General features: G+C 66.9%; 13 protein-coding genes. 7 read left to right on the top strand and 6 right to left on the bottom strand.

Annotation, left to right across the window (positions count from 1 at the left end; genetic code table 11):
• Positions 1-46 precede the first annotated feature (46 nt).
• From purM to pyrF, 7 genes are all read left to right on the top strand, one after another.
• Positions 47-1153 (top strand): phosphoribosylformylglycinamidine cyclo-ligase, encoded by a 1107-nt coding sequence (purM, locus tag ACT53K_RS06290; RefSeq protein ID WP_476227718.1) that lies wholly within the window; start codon positions 47-49, stop codon positions 1151-1153.
• Positions 1154-1285: 132 nt separating this feature from the next.
• Positions 1286-1861: a phosphoribosylglycinamide formyltransferase gene (purN, locus tag ACT53K_RS06285; RefSeq protein WP_476227717.1), complete on the top strand. Its 576-nt coding sequence runs from the start codon at positions 1286-1288 to the stop codon at positions 1859-1861.
• Between the two features lie 84 nt (positions 1862-1945).
• The gene (locus ACT53K_RS06280) at positions 1946-2146 is read left to right on the top strand and encodes a hypothetical protein (protein ID WP_476227716.1); all 201 of its coding nucleotides are present in this window, start codon (positions 1946-1948) and stop codon (positions 2144-2146) included.
• Between the two features lie 43 nt (positions 2147-2189).
• Positions 2190-2885 (top strand): endonuclease/exonuclease/phosphatase family protein, encoded by a 696-nt coding sequence (locus ACT53K_RS06275; protein WP_476227715.1) that lies wholly within the window; start codon positions 2190-2192, stop codon positions 2883-2885.
• Positions 2885-5173: a patatin-like protein gene (locus ACT53K_RS06270; protein WP_476227714.1), complete on the top strand. Its 2289-nt coding sequence runs from the start codon at positions 2885-2887 to the stop codon at positions 5171-5173. Before ACT53K_RS06275 ends, ACT53K_RS06270 begins: the two co-directional genes overlap by 1 nt.
• 63 nt (positions 5174-5236) lie before the next feature.
• Positions 5237-5566: a LapA family protein gene (locus ACT53K_RS06265; RefSeq protein WP_476227713.1), complete on the top strand. Its 330-nt coding sequence runs from the start codon at positions 5237-5239 to the stop codon at positions 5564-5566.
• Positions 5563-6237, top strand: a complete 675-nt coding sequence (gene pyrF, locus ACT53K_RS06260; protein WP_476227712.1) for an orotidine-5'-phosphate decarboxylase — start codon at positions 5563-5565, stop codon at positions 6235-6237. The genes ACT53K_RS06265 and pyrF overlap by 4 nt, the downstream gene beginning before the upstream one ends.
• Before the next feature lie 3 nt (positions 6238-6240).
• Here the strand turns inward: pyrF and phnX are convergent, their stop codons facing one another.
• The 6 genes from phnX to ACT53K_RS06230 are packed head-to-tail and all read right to left on the bottom strand — an operon-like array spanning position 6241 to position 14253.
• A complete protein-coding gene (phnX, locus tag ACT53K_RS06255; protein ID WP_476227711.1) occupies positions 6241-7026 on the bottom strand; it encodes a phosphonoacetaldehyde hydrolase in 786 nt (261 codons plus the stop codon).
• A gap of 2 nt (positions 7027-7028) precedes the next feature.
• Positions 7029-8138, bottom strand: coding sequence for a TIGR03364 family FAD-dependent oxidoreductase (locus ACT53K_RS06250; RefSeq protein WP_476227710.1), 1110 nt, complete (start codon positions 8136-8138; stop codon positions 7029-7031).
• The gene (locus tag ACT53K_RS06245; protein WP_476227709.1) at positions 8125-9417 is read right to left on the bottom strand and encodes a DUF5690 family protein; all 1293 of its coding nucleotides are present in this window, start codon (positions 9415-9417) and stop codon (positions 8125-8127) included. Before ACT53K_RS06245 ends, ACT53K_RS06250 begins: the two co-directional genes overlap by 14 nt.
• Positions 9414-11360 carry a metallophosphoesterase gene (locus tag ACT53K_RS06240; RefSeq protein ID WP_476227708.1) on the bottom strand — a complete coding sequence of 649 codons (1947 nt, stop codon included), beginning with the start codon at positions 11358-11360 and terminating at the stop codon, positions 9414-9416. Before ACT53K_RS06240 ends, ACT53K_RS06245 begins: the two co-directional genes overlap by 4 nt.
• Positions 11354-12124, bottom strand: coding sequence for an acid phosphatase (locus ACT53K_RS06235; protein ID WP_476227707.1), 771 nt, complete (start codon positions 12122-12124; stop codon positions 11354-11356). The genes ACT53K_RS06240 and ACT53K_RS06235 overlap by 7 nt, the downstream gene beginning before the upstream one ends.
• Positions 12121-14253: a phosphocholine-specific phospholipase C gene (locus ACT53K_RS06230; protein ID WP_476227706.1), complete on the bottom strand. Its 2133-nt coding sequence runs from the start codon at positions 14251-14253 to the stop codon at positions 12121-12123. The genes ACT53K_RS06235 and ACT53K_RS06230 overlap by 4 nt, the downstream gene beginning before the upstream one ends.
• Positions 14254-14399 lie beyond the last annotated feature (146 nt).

The raw sequence follows: 14399 nt of genomic DNA, 5'->3' as shown, positions 1-14399 counted from the left end.
AACCGGGCGTGGAAATCCAAGCGCGTTGTGGCTAGGCGCTTCTTTCATGAGCGACACGAAAGCGGGCGACGGCCCCTACACCTATGCCCAGGCGGGCGTTTCGATTGCAGCAGGCAATGCGCTGGTGCGCGCGATCGGCCCGCTTGCCCGTTCCACCCGGCGCGCCGGCGCAGACGCCGATCTGGGCGGATTTGGCGGCATCTTCGATTTGAAGGCAGCCGGCTTTACCGATCCGCTGCTGGTCGCCGCGAATGACGGCGTCGGCACCAAGCTGAAGCTGGCGATCGAGCACAACCATCATGACGGCGTCGGCATCGACCTCGTCGCGATGTGCGCCAACGATCTGATCGTCCAGGGCGCGGAGCCGCTGTTTTTCCTCGATTATTATGCCAGCGGCAAGCTCGACAATGCCGTTGCCGAGCGCGTGATCGCCTCGATCGCGGAAGGCTGTCGTCAGGCGGGCTGCGCACTGATCGGGGGCGAGACCGCAGAAATGCCGGGCATGTACGCCGCTGGCGATTACGACCTGGCAGGCTTCTGCGTCGGCGCGGTAGAACGCGACCGGTTGCTCGACGGCAAGGCAATCCAGCCGGGCGACGTGCTCCTCGGCCTGGCTTCGACGGGCGTGCATTCGAACGGCTTCTCGCTCGTCCGGCGACTCGCTGCCGACAAGGGCTGGAAGCTCGACCGCCCTGCCCTGTTCGATCAGGACCGGCTGCTCATCGACGCGCTGATGGCGCCCACCCGCATTTATGTCGCCAGCCTGTTGCCGGAACTGCGCAAGGGCACGATTCGCGGCCTTGCCCACATCACCGGCGGCGGGTTGCTCGAAAACGTCCCCCGCGTGCTGCCGGCAGGATGCCATGCCCGCATCGATGCCGGCGCCTGGCCGCTGCCACGCCTGATGGCGTTCCTGCAGGCACAAGGGAATATCGAGCCCGAGGAAATGGCCCGCACCTTCAACTGCGGCATCGGCATGGTCGCGGCGGTCGCGCCAGATCAGGCCGAGGCGGTCGCTGCCTCGCTCGCCGAAGCGGGTGAAACCGTCTTCACCATCGGTACTGTCGAAGCCGGCGAACGCGGTTGTACCGTGTTCGGGGCGGACGAAGTCTGGAGCGCGCGCAGCGACTGGAGCGCCACCCATCATGGGTGAATGCGCAACGCCAACCAACTGCGCTCCCCTCCCGCTTGCGGGAGGGGTCGGGGGAACGACTGGGCGCTCGGCCATGTCTTCCTTTTTAATGGCGGCCCCTCCCCTAACCCCTCCCGCAAGCGGGAGGGGAATGTGAACAAGAAGAAGCTCGGCATTCTCATTTCAGGGCGCGGATCGAACATGGCGGCACTGGTCGAGGCCGCTGCTGCACCCGATTGTCCGTACACCGTAGCATTGGTCGCCAGCGACAAGCCCGAAGCGGCAGGTCTCGCCTGGGCCGCCGAACGCGGCGTGCCGACCTTTGCCCAGTCGCCAAAGGGCATGCCCAAGGCAGACTATGAGGCGAAGATCGACGCGGCCCTGCGCGAGGCGGGCGTCGAAGCGATCGCGCTCGCGGGCTATATGCGCCTGCTTTCCGATGCGTTCGTCGCCAACTGGCGCGACCGCATCGTCAACATCCATCCCTCGCTGCTACCGAAATACAAGGGGCTCGATACGCACGCTCGCGCCATCGCCGCCGGTGATGCGGAGGCCGGCGCGTCCGTCCATGTCGTGACCGAAGAGCTGGATGGCGGTGCAGTTCTGGGTCAGGCGCGGGTGGCGATCGAGCCGGGCGACACGGCCGATGCGCTCGCCGCCCGCGTGCTGAAAGAAGAACATCGCCTGTACCCGCATGTGCTGGCCGAATGGATTGCGACTTTGGCCTGAATCCTGCGGAAATTTGCTGCGACTAGGGCGTTTCTTGCCGCTCAACCTGCGCGACATAAGCGCTTTGCGGGAGGAGACGCAGCCATGCACCCGGAGGACTCGCCGCTGAAGCCCGAGCGCGAAGGCGGCGTCGCCAGCGCCGAGCAGGGACTGGTGCTGCTCGATGGCCCGGACGGCGTGGCCATCGCCATGACGCCCGAGGCGGCGATTGCCACGGGCAACAGCCTGCTCGCCGCCGCGCGCGAAGCCGAAGGGCAGCGCGCACGGGGTGAGGGCAGATACTGACCCCCTTGCCGAAGCCGCCCCGCGGACCCGATAAGGCAAGCAGATGATTACGGTAGCCAGTTACAATATGCGCAAGGCGATCGGCACGGACCGCCGCCGACGCCCCGAGCGCACGCTGGAAGTGCTGCTCGAAATCGATGCAGACGTAATCGCACTGCAGGAAGCGGATCGCCGGTTCGGCCGGCGCGAAGCGGTGCTGACGCAGGCCCTTCTTGCCGAGCACAGCCCGTGGAAACCGGTGCCGCTCAACATGCGGGCCCGATCGATGGGATGGCACGGCAATGCGCTGCTCGTGCGAAAGGAGGCCGAAATCCTTGGCTGTTCAGCGCTCCATCTGCCTACGCTCGAACCGCGCGGGGCTGTGATGGCGGACCTGCGCGTGAACGGCGTTGCGATGCGCGTGCTGGGGATGCATCTCGACCTGTCCGGCCTGTGGCGGCGGCGGCAGGCCCATGCGATCCTCACCCATCTTTCCGCCGCCGTCCCGCCGCTGCCGACGGTGATGATGGGCGACCTCAACGAATGGAGCGCCCATTCGGGTTGTCTGCGCGATTTCGCGGCGCATTTCGCCTTTGCTGAAACCGGCAAAAGCTTTCACGCGCGCCGGCCGATGGCGCGGCTGGACCGCATTATGGCGTCTCCCGATCTGGACATCGTCGCTGCCGGTGTTCACCACAGTCTTGCCGCCCGCACCGCGTCCGACCACCTGCCCGTCTGGGCAAAACTGCGGCCGCGTTGATGGCGGAGCGGCACGAAAAGGAACTGCGTCTCGCGCTGGTCTGCTATGGCGGGATCAGCCTTGCCGTTTACATGCACGGCATCACCAAGGAAGTCTGGCATCTTGCCCGTGCGAGCTGCGCCGTCCGAGACGGCAACGGCCCGCAGGACGTGTACCGGCGGCTGATCGAGGAAATTCACGAGACGACCGGCATCAACCTGCGCGTCCTTGTCGACATACTGTCGGGCGCCAGCGCCGGCGGGATCAACGCCGTGTTTCTAGCCCAGGCGATCTCCACCGGCCAGTCACTCGATCCGCTGACACGCATGTGGCTCGACTATGCCGATGTCGAAGCACTGCTGGCACCGACGCAGGCGCCGTCGCACCGACTGGCCAAGATCTGGGCCACGCCCATTGCGTGGATGGTCGCCAATCGCGCCCAGACCATCGACGAAACCGTCGAGCCCGGCGCCCGCGAGGAAGTGCGCGGCAAGCTGGAGCGCTTCGTCCGTTCGCGCTGGTTCGAGCCTCCCTTTGGCGGCCAGCAACTGCTCGGCACGCTGCTCGATGCCTTCGATGCGATGGCAAGCGGCCCCGTCGACCAGCGACTATTGCCGCCCGGCCAACCGCTAGACCTGTTCGTGACCGCGACCGATTTCCGCGGCCATCCCGAGCCGTTGCGGCTCAACTCGCCGCCGCAGGTCATGGAGAATGAGCATCGGCTGGTGTTCGGTTTCACCGACCATGGCGATATAAACAGGCCGCTGGCCGACCCCGCCGAACTGGCGTTCGCTGCGCGGGCTACGTCGAGTTTCCCCGGCGCCTTCCCGCCGGTCACGGTCGAGGAAATCGACACGCTGCTGGCCGAGCGCGGGCGACCCTGGCCCGGCCGCGATGCGTTTCTGGAACGCGCCCTGCCCCGGCAGTGGGCCGAAAACCGCGCGGAGCATGCCGTGCTCATAGACGGATCGGTGCTCGCCAACGCCCCGTTCCGCCCGGCGATGGAGGCGCTGCGCGAGCGGCCGGCGCGGCGGCAGGTCGATCGCCGTTTTGTGTTCATCGATCCGGTGCCCGGCTTCCGCTTCGACTTCTATGGCAAGGCCCAGGAGCGGCCCGGCTTTTTCAGCACCATCCTCGGCGCATTATCGGAACTGCCGCGCCATCAGCCGATCCGCGACAATCTCGAAGCGATTGCCGAGCGATCGGCGCGGATCGAGCGCATGCTGGGAATCATCGCTGAGATCCGCGCCGAAGTTGAAAGCCAGGTCGAGTCGCTATTCGGTTATACGCTGTGGCTCGACTATCCGACGCCCAAACGGCTTTCGACCTGGCGGCGGCGCGCGCAGGTCGCGGCCGCGAACCGGGCGGGGTATGGCCATACCGCCTATGCCCTGCTGAAGGTCGACGGCGCGATCGAACGCACCGCCCGGCTGCTTCACGGCCTCGCCCGGGGGCAGCCGCCCGAACATCTTCACACCCTGCGCGAGACGATCGGCCGCAGCGTGCGGGCGCGCGGAGGCGACCGGTTCGGGGCGGCCCTGCCCAATGGCGCAGCACCCGAGGCGCTGGACTTCCTGCGCAGCCATGATCTCGGCTTCCGTGTTCGCCGCCTGCGCTTTCTGGCGCGGAGACTGGCGGAGCTGGAAGTGGCGGAGTCGACGGCGCCGCTGCGCCCGATGCGCGATGCCATATACGATTCGCTTGCCGCCTATCTGGAACTGAAGCGTACCGACACGTTTGCCGATCTCCGCGAGACGGCACGCGGGCTAAGCGGCGATGCCGGGCCGATACTCGACTTGCTCGCGCAGCGCATGCGGCTGCGGACGCTGGATGCAGATACGGACACGCGGCTTTCCGCCGGGTTCAGTGTACTGAGCAAGGATCTGCGTCGCCCGATGCTGCTCGCCTATCTGGGTTTTCCCTTTTTCGACATTGCGACATTGCCGCTGCTGCAGGGCGAAGGGATGGACGAATTCGACCCGATCCGCGTCGATCGCATCGCCCCGGACGATGCCTCCGCGATCCGCAAGGGCGGTGCGGCGGCGACGCTGAAAGGCGTGCAGTTCAACAATTTCGGTGCCTTTTTCAGCCGCGCCTATCGCGAGAATGACTATCTGTGGGGGCGGCTTCACGGCGCGGACCGGCTGATCGACATTGTGCTCTCGACCGTCGATCCCGCCGACCGGCCGCCCGAGGAGCGCATCGCCGCGATCAAGCGGGAAGCCTTTCGCGCAATCCTCGATCAGGAAGAGCCGGTGCTGACCGCCATCCCCGCCCTGTTCGCCGAACTGCGCGCCGAAATCGGGTGAGGCTGGCAAAGCGGGGCCTCCCGGCCTACAATGTCGGTCCAAGGCAATGCGGGAAGGGATGGAATGCGGTTTCTGAAGGTGCTGTTCTGGCTCCTGATCGGGGGGCTTTTCACGGCCTTCGTGATCTATAATGGCGACGAGCGCGTCAGCATCCAGCTCTCGGGCGGACTGATCGCCGATGTGAGCCTGCCGCTCCTGCTGGTGCTGGTGTTCCTGGCCGGGTTCCTGCCGATGCTGGTCGCGTATCAGACGCTGCGCTGGCGGATGCGCCAGCGCTTCGCGGGGCTGGAGCGCGCACTGGCGGACCTCCGCACCATCACGCCGGCACCCGCTATCCGCAGGGACAACCCATCCACCGATGGTCTTCCGCTCGCAGACGAGGCCAAGGCATGAGCGGCCGCATCTATGTCGCGCTCGATACGCCCGAACTAGAACGCGCGAAGGCGCTGGCGCAGAAGGTCCGCAACCATGTCGGCGGCATCAAGCTCGGCCTTGAGTTCTTCATGGCCAATGGGCGCCACGGCGTGCACGAAATGGCCGAGATCGGCCTGCCGATCTTCCTCGACCTGAAATTCCACGACATCCCGAATACGGTCGCCAAGGCGATCCAGGCGCTGCGGCCGCTCAACCCGGCGATCCTGACCGTACACGCCGCCGGTGGCCGGGCGATGCTGGAAGACGCCAAGGCTGCCGCGCCGGAAGGCACCAAGGTGGTGGCGGTGACGATGCTGACCAGCCTGGACGGCAGCGACATGGCCTCGATCGGCCTGAAGCCCGATCCCCACGAGCAGGTCGTCCGCCTCGCCGAACTTGCCCGCTCAGCCGGTGTCGACGGCATCGTCTGCTCGGGCGAGGAAGTGAAGGCTGCCCATGCCGCGTGGAAGGACGGGTTCTTCGTCGTTCCCGGCGTACGCCCGGCAGAAGCAGGTGTCGGCGACCAGAAGCGCGTGGTGACACCGCGCAAGGCTATCGACGCGGGCGCCTCGATCCTCGTCATCGGCCGCCCGATCACGCAGGCGGCCGATCCCGACCAGGCTGCCCGCGCGATCGAAGCAACGCTGTAGAGACTAGCCGATAGGCAACTGCGCCAGCGCAGCCGGCAGGTCGGCGACGCTGTCGATGACGATATGGGCACCCGCTGCTTCCAGACGCGCGCGCGCTGCGGCAACGCGCTCGGCGCGCTCGGCTTCCGGTAGCGCGGTATAGTCCGCCAGCGACAGGCCAACCGCATTGCCGCTCGCCGCGACACCGACGGTCCATACCCCAGCGCTGCGCCCCTCGGCGATGCCAACCTCGGCATCGTCCACCTTGACGCAGGCGGTCGCGGGCCAGGCGCCCAGTTCGACGAGGTTCTTCCACAACATCAGCGGCGACGGCCGCCCCTCGGCGGTGTCGCCTGCGCAGACGAGCATATCGGGCGCATAGCCCTGTTCCGCAGCGCGCGGCAGGATGTCGACCATCATGTCGCGGGTATAGCCGGTGCAGGAGCCGATCCGCACCCCGGCGGCCTTCAGACCCTGCGCCACCTCCGCCGCGCCGGGGATCAGCACCGCGCATTCGCGGGCAGCCTCGCGCATCATCGGTTCGATCTGTGCGAACAGAGCGTCGATGGCCGCATCGTCAGCAGGAGCGCCGTGCAGGGCGGACCAGGCATCCGCCACGCGCGGCTGGCTGAGCAGCGCGCGAATATGATCGCGCTTGGCGCGCCCCATATCGGCGCGGGCCTCGGCTTCGCTTACCGGCACGCCGGCGCCTTCGAACAGCTTGCACAAGGCGAGCACCGGCGCGCGGCTACCAAAATCGATCATCGTGCCGGCCCAGTCGAACACGACGGCCTTCAGTCCGGGTATCATCCTCATTTCCCCCACAAGTCAGTGATTACGTCTTCGGCCAGCGCGAAGCTGGTAGATGCGCCGGTCCCGCTGGTAACCACGACCAGCCGCACGCCCGCTGCCGGTGTTCGCACGATGCTGTGGCCACCTGCCGAGGCATAGGTTCCGGTCCAGCGCGCCAGCACGGGCGGCGGCGCGCCCAGCACGTCCTCGAACGCCTGCAGGATCAGCCGATCGACCGGCTCGGCCGAAAACGGGTCGGGCGTCGGCGCATAGTGATGGCTGTCACCCACGACCAGCGTGCCGTCGGGCGCCTGGACCGCGATCAGATGAATGCCATGCACCAACATGTCGGGCTGCTCTGCCTCGATCCGCGCGCGGAGCGCCGCCGCTTCGGGCAGATCGGCATAGCCCAGATAGCGCACCATGCTGAGATCCGCCATCACGGGCGATGCCAGGCGCCAGCCGGGCGCAGCCAGCCGCAGCATCTGCAGCTTGCAGCGCTGGATGCCGGCGGCGCGGTATTCCTCCGGAAACAGCGTCGACCAGTCATCGCCGGGGCACACGATGACGGCATCGGCCTGATGCACGCCGATCGTCGAATGGACGCGCCCCGCTTCCACGCCATGGACGGCGACGCCATAAGCGAAGTCGACGCCATGCGCCTCGGCCAGCCACGCCGCGAGCCGGGGAATTGCCTGCACCGATTCCACGCGAAGATCGAACGGACTGGTCAGCCCCGCGCGCGCGTTCCGCACCATCGGCCAGTGGGCGGCGAGCTCCGCCGGACCAAGCCGCCGACACTCGCGGCCCATTTCGCTTTCCAGAAAGGCATCGAGCACCTGCTGGGCCTCGGCACGCTGTGCGACCAGCAACAGGCCTTCCTGCGCCACCGTGATGCCGGCAGGTTCGGCAATCTCGCGCCAGATCGCCGCGCTGCGCCGCGCCAGTTCCCAAACCCGGCCCCGCTCCTGCCCCGTGACCGTGACGAAGCCGAAATTGCGGATCGAGGCGCCGTTCGCCTGCGCGTCCCGGTCAAGCACCAGCACGCGCTTGCCGCGCCGCGCCGCCGCCAGCGCATGGGCGAGGCCGACAATGCCGGCACCGACGACGATTATATCATGCTGCGACACGCCCGCGCCTCCGCTCCGCCGTCCAGACAAAGGTGACCGCCGACGCCACCGTCACGCCGGCGACGAGCAGCGCCGTGCCGTAACTGATGCCGATGAAGAATTGCAGCCAGGCCATTTTCGGTGCCGCAAGACTGCGCACCAGCAGCAGCGCGACGCTGCCGACATAGCCCGAGGCATCGGCGACATAGATCAGAAAACCCGCATTGCCCGGCTTGCCCGTCGCCGCGATCATCCGGTCGAACAGCATCGCGTTGAACGGCGTGTAGGCCAGGTACAGGCCCGCACCCGTCAGGATCATCCACGGCAAGGGCGCCAGCAACCCGGCCTGAAAAGCGAGCGTCGAAAGCCCCAGCACCACTGCCCCAAGAATGATCGCCCCATGCATCGCCAGCAGGGCGCGCAGATTGTCGCGCACCAGCATCAGTGCCGCCAGCGCGGCCAGGCTGATCACTGCGACCGGCAATTCGCTCGCGGAGAACACCGAAGCCTCGCCACCAAAACCCATCGCGGTCCACAGCTCGGCAGCGAAATTGTCGCGGAAATCCCGAATCGCCGTCAACAACACATAGCCTGTGACGAGCAGCAGCATCGAAAGCCCGTGCGCGCGCAGGAAAGCTGCGCGGTCTGCCTTGAGCATCGGCACGCGCTCCACCCGCTCGGCCACGTCGCGGGCATCGGGCGGCGGCAGGCGTTCCAGCCACCAGAGCGAAACAAGCAACACCGGCACGAAGGCACCGCCCGTCGCAAACGGCATCCAACGCTCCGCAACGCCGGCGTGCAGCAACAGCACCGCCACCGACTTCACCACGCCCGAGGAAAGGATGAAGCTGGCGCAGAGCATGGAACCGAGCAGTTCGGAGACCCGCCGGCCCTCGACATAGGAAAAGACCAGCCCCCAGATCATCCCCAGCGGCAGCCCGTTTAGGAACAGGCAGGCGACATTCCACGGAGCAGGCAGCAGCGCGAACAGCAAAAGGGCCGCCCAGGCCGAGCCGATCAGCAGCAGGATCAACCGCGCACGCCCGACCCGGCCGAATTCGGCGATCACTTTCACGCCCACCAGCTTCGACAGTGCATAGCCGAACACCTGCGCTATCAGCAGCGTCGTCTTGTAATCGACCAGAAAATGCCAGCCGGCGACATCGGCGTAGGTCGCTGCGGCAAACGGCTTGCGGAAGGCATACATGGCGAAATAGGCGCTGAAGGCGGCAAGTCCGCCTAGAAGCAAGGTAAGCGGCCTGGCGCTACTGGCCGTGCCTGGAATCGTATTCGCGGTCATTGCGCGCTCCCCACTATTTCGCGCCGCCTTGCGACGGGTGCACGACGATCCTGTGACAATGCGGGCACACAATTGCGCATCCCGGCACTGCGCGGCGTCAGATGCAGCCGGTCGCGCACCGTTCCTCCCAGATCGCGTATCTCTATGTCGAGCGTGTCGCGCCACAGCCGGAACAGCCCGACATGGAATCCATCGTACAGCGCAGCGATTTGCGGCGGCCGAAGCGCGGCGGCATGCTCCGTATCCCCGCCGCCGCCGCCCAACTGGATATAGGTGACACCGCCGCATACGGGTGTGCCACCGATCAACGGCCAGCTCCGCGCATAGCTGTGGATATGGCCGGACAGCACCAGATCGACGCCATAGCGCTCGTACAGATCGACGAAATCGCGACGGATCTCCGGATCGCCAGCGGTGGTAGCGCCGGCGCGGCTGTCGCCATAATCATCGTCGTCGGCGCTCCAGGCCGGCTGGTGGTGGACGGCGATCTTCCACCGCGCCGTCGAACGCTGCAGCGCCGCTTCCAGCCAGGCGCGCTGGGCCGCGCGAAAGCCGGGTTCCCACCGCGCGCGCATCGCCAGATTGCCGTCGAGCACAAAGAATTCGGCGTCACCGATGCGCCGGGCATAATAGCCACGGCCGCCGTCAGGCTGGTTGTGATAGCGCGAGAAATTGTCGAAAACGCGCCGGTCGGTCGCCGGATCGACGAGATCGACATCGCCATTGCCGCGTGCAGCGAGTACCGGCACGCGCGAAACCAGCGGCCCCATGCCGACAAAGAACTCGTCGGTCCAATGCCAGCGCCGCTCGTCCTCCTCGCCGCCTATCAGGTCGCCGGCGAGAATCAGAAAATGCGGGCGCTGCTGCCAGACCAGTTCGGAAAGATGGAAATTGACGAAGGGCCGCTCCTGCGTGTCGCCCATCGCAGCAAACACCAAAGGCGCACCTGACGCAGGCATCGTGCGAAACTGGAGCACGCCGCTGTCCAGCACCGTGCCGTCGGCGGCGCGGGCGGTGACGCGATAGAAATAGCCAGTATCTGGCTTCAGCCCCGGCATATTCGTCCGGTGCAGGCGCGCCGCCTCCGTGAACTGCTGTGCGTGGCCGAACGCCGCCGTCTCGCCCCATTGCACCGCGCCCTTGGCGGGCAGGTTCGTTTCCCACAGCAGCGCCTGCTCGCGGTCGCCCGGCGGTGTCAGATAAGGACCAGCGGTAAAGCGCAGGCCGGGTTCATTGCCCCGGCTCGCCGTCACGATCTCCCCCTTTCGCGCGGCAAAGGCGTTCGCGACCTCGGCGGGCGAAAGCGCATGATCGTGCAACCATGCGTCCCGCACCAGATTGGGGAGCCGCATATAGGGTTCGCTACCCAGATACCCCGCGAGGCGCACGCGCGAGAACGGCGCCGGCGGGCCATCCCCCTCGCCCACAAGAACGCCATTGTGATACAGCCGCCAGCGCTGGCCGTCATAGGTACCGACCAGATGGTGGAGATAGCTGCGCCACGGCGAAAGGGGTCCGCCGGCGCGGCCAGGATGCACCTCGACAGGCCCGAAACGCAGCGAGGCGCCCGCGGCGAACTTGTCGTTGCCCAGCGCGCTCATATAGCCGAGCGACCAGGCCATCGTCCCATCAGCCGCCACCCCCGCCATCAGCGCACCGACGGGGTGATTGACATGGTCATCCACCCACAGCTCGACACTGAACGCGCCCGATGCCGGTTCGGCCAGCGCCAGCAGGTCGCTGCGAACATCGTTCGCCTGCAGCCCGAACAGGCGCGGCGGCACCCATTCGGGCGGGCTGAGCATTGGCAGGCGCGAAAGCGGGCCGCCCTCCACCCAGTCGGGGGCACGGTCCAGGCGATAATCGGGCTCGAAATGCCAGTGGCGCTCCGGCGCCGGTGCCAGCAATGCCCAGCCCCAGCCAATCGCAGCGGCAATCACCACGGGCGGGCCGCCAGCGCATGCGCCTCGGCAGCGCAGCGCTGCGAGTCGGGGCGAAAGCTGCCGGGGCGGATGGCGGCGAGCTCGGCCGATGCTGCTGACAGGTCGCGCTGGAACGCGGGGCTCGACTGCAAGGCCGCCAGCGCGACCGAACCGGCCGTCCACCCCGCCTGCACTGCGCTCCACGAATGCGATCCGCACACCACGCGGCTCTCGCCAAAGGCGCGAGCGCGGGCCAGGATCGCCGTTGCCCGGGCAGGCAGCAATTGCGCGAGGACCAACCCTTCCATCCAGCCATTGGCGGCGTGCCCGGAAGGATAGTCGCCATTGCCGGCGAGATGCGCCGTCCTCGCTTCGCAGATCGGCGCATCGGTGCCGAGATAGGGGCGTTTGACCTGATAATAGGCCTTGGCGCGCCCCACGATCGGCCCGGTTCCCATCCGATCGAGCAGATGGGCGAGCGCCGGCGCCTTGGTCGCGTCGAGCCGAAGCCCCATGGCGCAGCCATAGCGCTCCAGCGGATCGTTGGTGACGTCGTCCGTGGCGATCCGCCAGCGCGGCGTGCCGACCAGCGCGCGCGTCTTCCAAAAGATCGCGCTGTCGGCCTTGGCCGCATCGCTGTCCGGCGCCGGCGGCGGGGGCAGGATGGCGACCCCGTCGGGCATGTCCGCATCGGGCACATAGGGGCCGGAATCCAGCCCCTGCCCCGCCGCGCCCAGCAGCAGGCAACAGGCCGCCAGCAGCACTGCCTTGCCACGGGCGATCATACCGTCACCCGCATCGTGCCGATGCCCGGATCGGTGCGTCCCGGCTTGCCCGTTTCCAGCTTGCCGGCGAAGCGGCGCAGGAAATGGCGCTCACCGTCGAGAGTGACAGTCAGGTCGTACCAGTGATCGCTCTTCGCGAGCGGCCAGAGAATGCTGCCATGCCGTCCCGGCGCCAGCTCCAGCCGACGCGCAGCATTGCCCTCGACCGGATAGGCGGCATCCATCACCGCATCGAAGGCGAGTGGCTTGCCGCTGTCGTTGAGCAGCAACAGCTCGACCGAGCCGCGTGCCGGCTGCTGCACCAGCGCAACCTCGCATCGGGCTGCAACCGCATCGAGGCTCCCGGCAAAGCGGCGCCAGAAGCCGTTCGGCCCCCGCACCGTCAGATCATAGTCGGTGAGCGGACCTGCCTCGTGCCAGGCCTCGCTGGCATGGCGATCGCCGGCCCCGATGGTGAAGTGCCAGGGCTCCTGCCGGTCCTGATTGTCATGGACGGTGAAGGTGGCCCCGACCGTTCCCCGGTTGACGAATTCGATCCGCAGCCGACGCTGCGGCGTAACCATCGCCACGGCATCGACGGCATAGGGCAAGGGCCGATGGCGCCGCTGACCGGGCATCTGCACCGTCGGGGCCTGCACCTTGGGGATCGCGTTGGCGCTTCCCGCCAGCGACTGCGCGACCCGCTCGCGGAAATCATCTGTCGCCGGAAGCTTCGGCGTCAGCGGCGCCGACGGCTCCCGTCCGAAATCAAATGCCGAAGTCAGATCGCCGCATACCGAACGGCGCCACGCACTGATGTTGGGCTCCGCCACGCCGAAGCATTTCTCGACGAATTGGAGCACCGACGTGTGATCGAACAGCTCCGAACAGACATAGCCACCGCGGCTCCAGGGGGACACGATCACGGCAGGCGTCCGAATGCCCAGACCGATCGGATGGGCGCCGGGGGACAACACGCCCGTCTCCGGCCAATGCTTGGTCTCGCCATCGGTGGGCACGGTGGAATAGCCGCAATAGCTGCCGACCGGCGGCACCGGCGGCGGGCTATGGTCGAAAAAGCCGCCCGCCTCGTCGTAGATCAGCAGGAACACGGTGTTGGCGAACACTTCCGGATGGTCGACCAGCGCCTCGATCAGCTTGGCCGTGACATGCTCGCCCTTGGACGGTTCGGCAGTGGGATGTTCGGACAGGTCGGCCGCGGTCACGATCCACGAAACGGCGGGCAGTTCCCCCGCAGCAATGTCGCGCCGGAACGCCGCCACCAGTTGCTCGCCGTCAGAGCGGGTCCGGTCCGGGCCCGTCTTGTGCTCGCTCACCCACGATCGCCCGCGGCGATAGAGTTCCGATGCCGGATCACAGGGCCGGAACGGCGGGAATACCGACAGCAGATTGTCGCCGAAATTGTCGTATTCCTGATAGACTTTCCAGGATACGCCCGCCGCCTGCAGCCGCTCGGCATAGGTGGTCCAGCGATAGGCATCCGGCCTTAGCTGCTTGTCCTCACGCATGTCCGCGCTCGGCGTTTCGTCTTCGCCGTAATTGTGCATCTGCGGGTCGCCGCCCACCGTGCCGCCGCCATTGCACCCGCTGAACAGATGCAGTCGGTTCGGATAGGTCTGCGTCATGGTCGAGCAGTGATATGCGTCGCAGACGGTGAAGGCGTCGGCCAGCGCGTAATAGAAAGGAAGATCGCCCGGGCCGTAATGCAGCATCCGGTTGTGCAATTCGCCGCTATGCCCCGAGCGGTCGTAGCGGCCGCGGTTGAACATATGGATGTTTTCCTGGTGCGACTGGTCGGCACCATCGACCTTGAACGAGCGCGTCGTCTTCGAGTCGCCATGATAGGGCAGCACATAACCGTCGCCGTGCTGGTTCGACGGCTGCGCCCACACGCTGCGCCCGCCCGGCAGGCGCAGCGGACGCGGATCTCCGAAGCCGCGCACCCCGCTCAACACCCCGAAATAGTGATCGAAAGAGCGGTTTTCCTGCATATGGATGACGACGTGCTTCACGTCCTTCACGCTGCCCGTGGCGCGATTCGCCGGTATTGCCAGCGCACGATCCACCAGCCCGGCAAGGGCCAGGCCCGCGCCCGCTCCTTGTAGAAAATGCCGTCTCGTCGACTCCATGTGACCCTTCCCCTGGCAGCAGAAACAGGCTAACGCCGCCGCCATTGGTATAGTCCACATTCGCTACAATCTTGCGACACTGGGAATCGATTCGGCGCCGGCTCCGCCTGCGCTGCGCAGTTCCCGGGTCGGCTCCAACTCCGTGA

It is taken from the genome of Sphingomonas sp. DMC8, from assembly GCF_056314185.1.
The sequence above is the reverse complement of the archived record's forward strand: the minus strand, read 5'-3'. Positions and strand labels throughout refer to the sequence as shown.

Coding starts and splice junctions, on each gene's coding strand:
- ACT53K_RS06235 (WP_476227707.1), bottom strand. CDS start 12,124: ATGATCGCCCGTGGCAAGGCAGTGCTGCTGGCGGCCTGTTGCCTGCTG.
- ACT53K_RS06245 (WP_476227709.1), bottom strand. CDS start 9,417: ATGACCGCGAATACGATTCCAGGCACGGCCAGTAGCGCCAGGCCGCTT.
- purM (WP_476227718.1), top strand. CDS start 47: ATGAGCGACACGAAAGCGGGCGACGGCCCCTACACCTATGCCCAGGCG.
- ACT53K_RS06280 (WP_476227716.1), top strand. CDS start 1,946: ATGCACCCGGAGGACTCGCCGCTGAAGCCCGAGCGCGAAGGCGGCGTC.
- ACT53K_RS06230 (WP_476227706.1), bottom strand. CDS start 14,253: ATGGAGTCGACGAGACGGCATTTTCTACAAGGAGCGGGCGCGGGCCTG.
- ACT53K_RS06265 (WP_476227713.1), top strand. CDS start 5,237: ATGCGGTTTCTGAAGGTGCTGTTCTGGCTCCTGATCGGGGGGCTTTTC.
- pyrF (WP_476227712.1), top strand. CDS start 5,563: ATGAGCGGCCGCATCTATGTCGCGCTCGATACGCCCGAACTAGAACGC.
- phnX (WP_476227711.1), bottom strand. CDS start 7,026: ATGATACCCGGACTGAAGGCCGTCGTGTTCGACTGGGCCGGCACGATG.
- ACT53K_RS06275 (WP_476227715.1), top strand. CDS start 2,190: ATGATTACGGTAGCCAGTTACAATATGCGCAAGGCGATCGGCACGGAC.
- ACT53K_RS06270 (WP_476227714.1), top strand. CDS start 2,885: ATGGCGGAGCGGCACGAAAAGGAACTGCGTCTCGCGCTGGTCTGCTAT.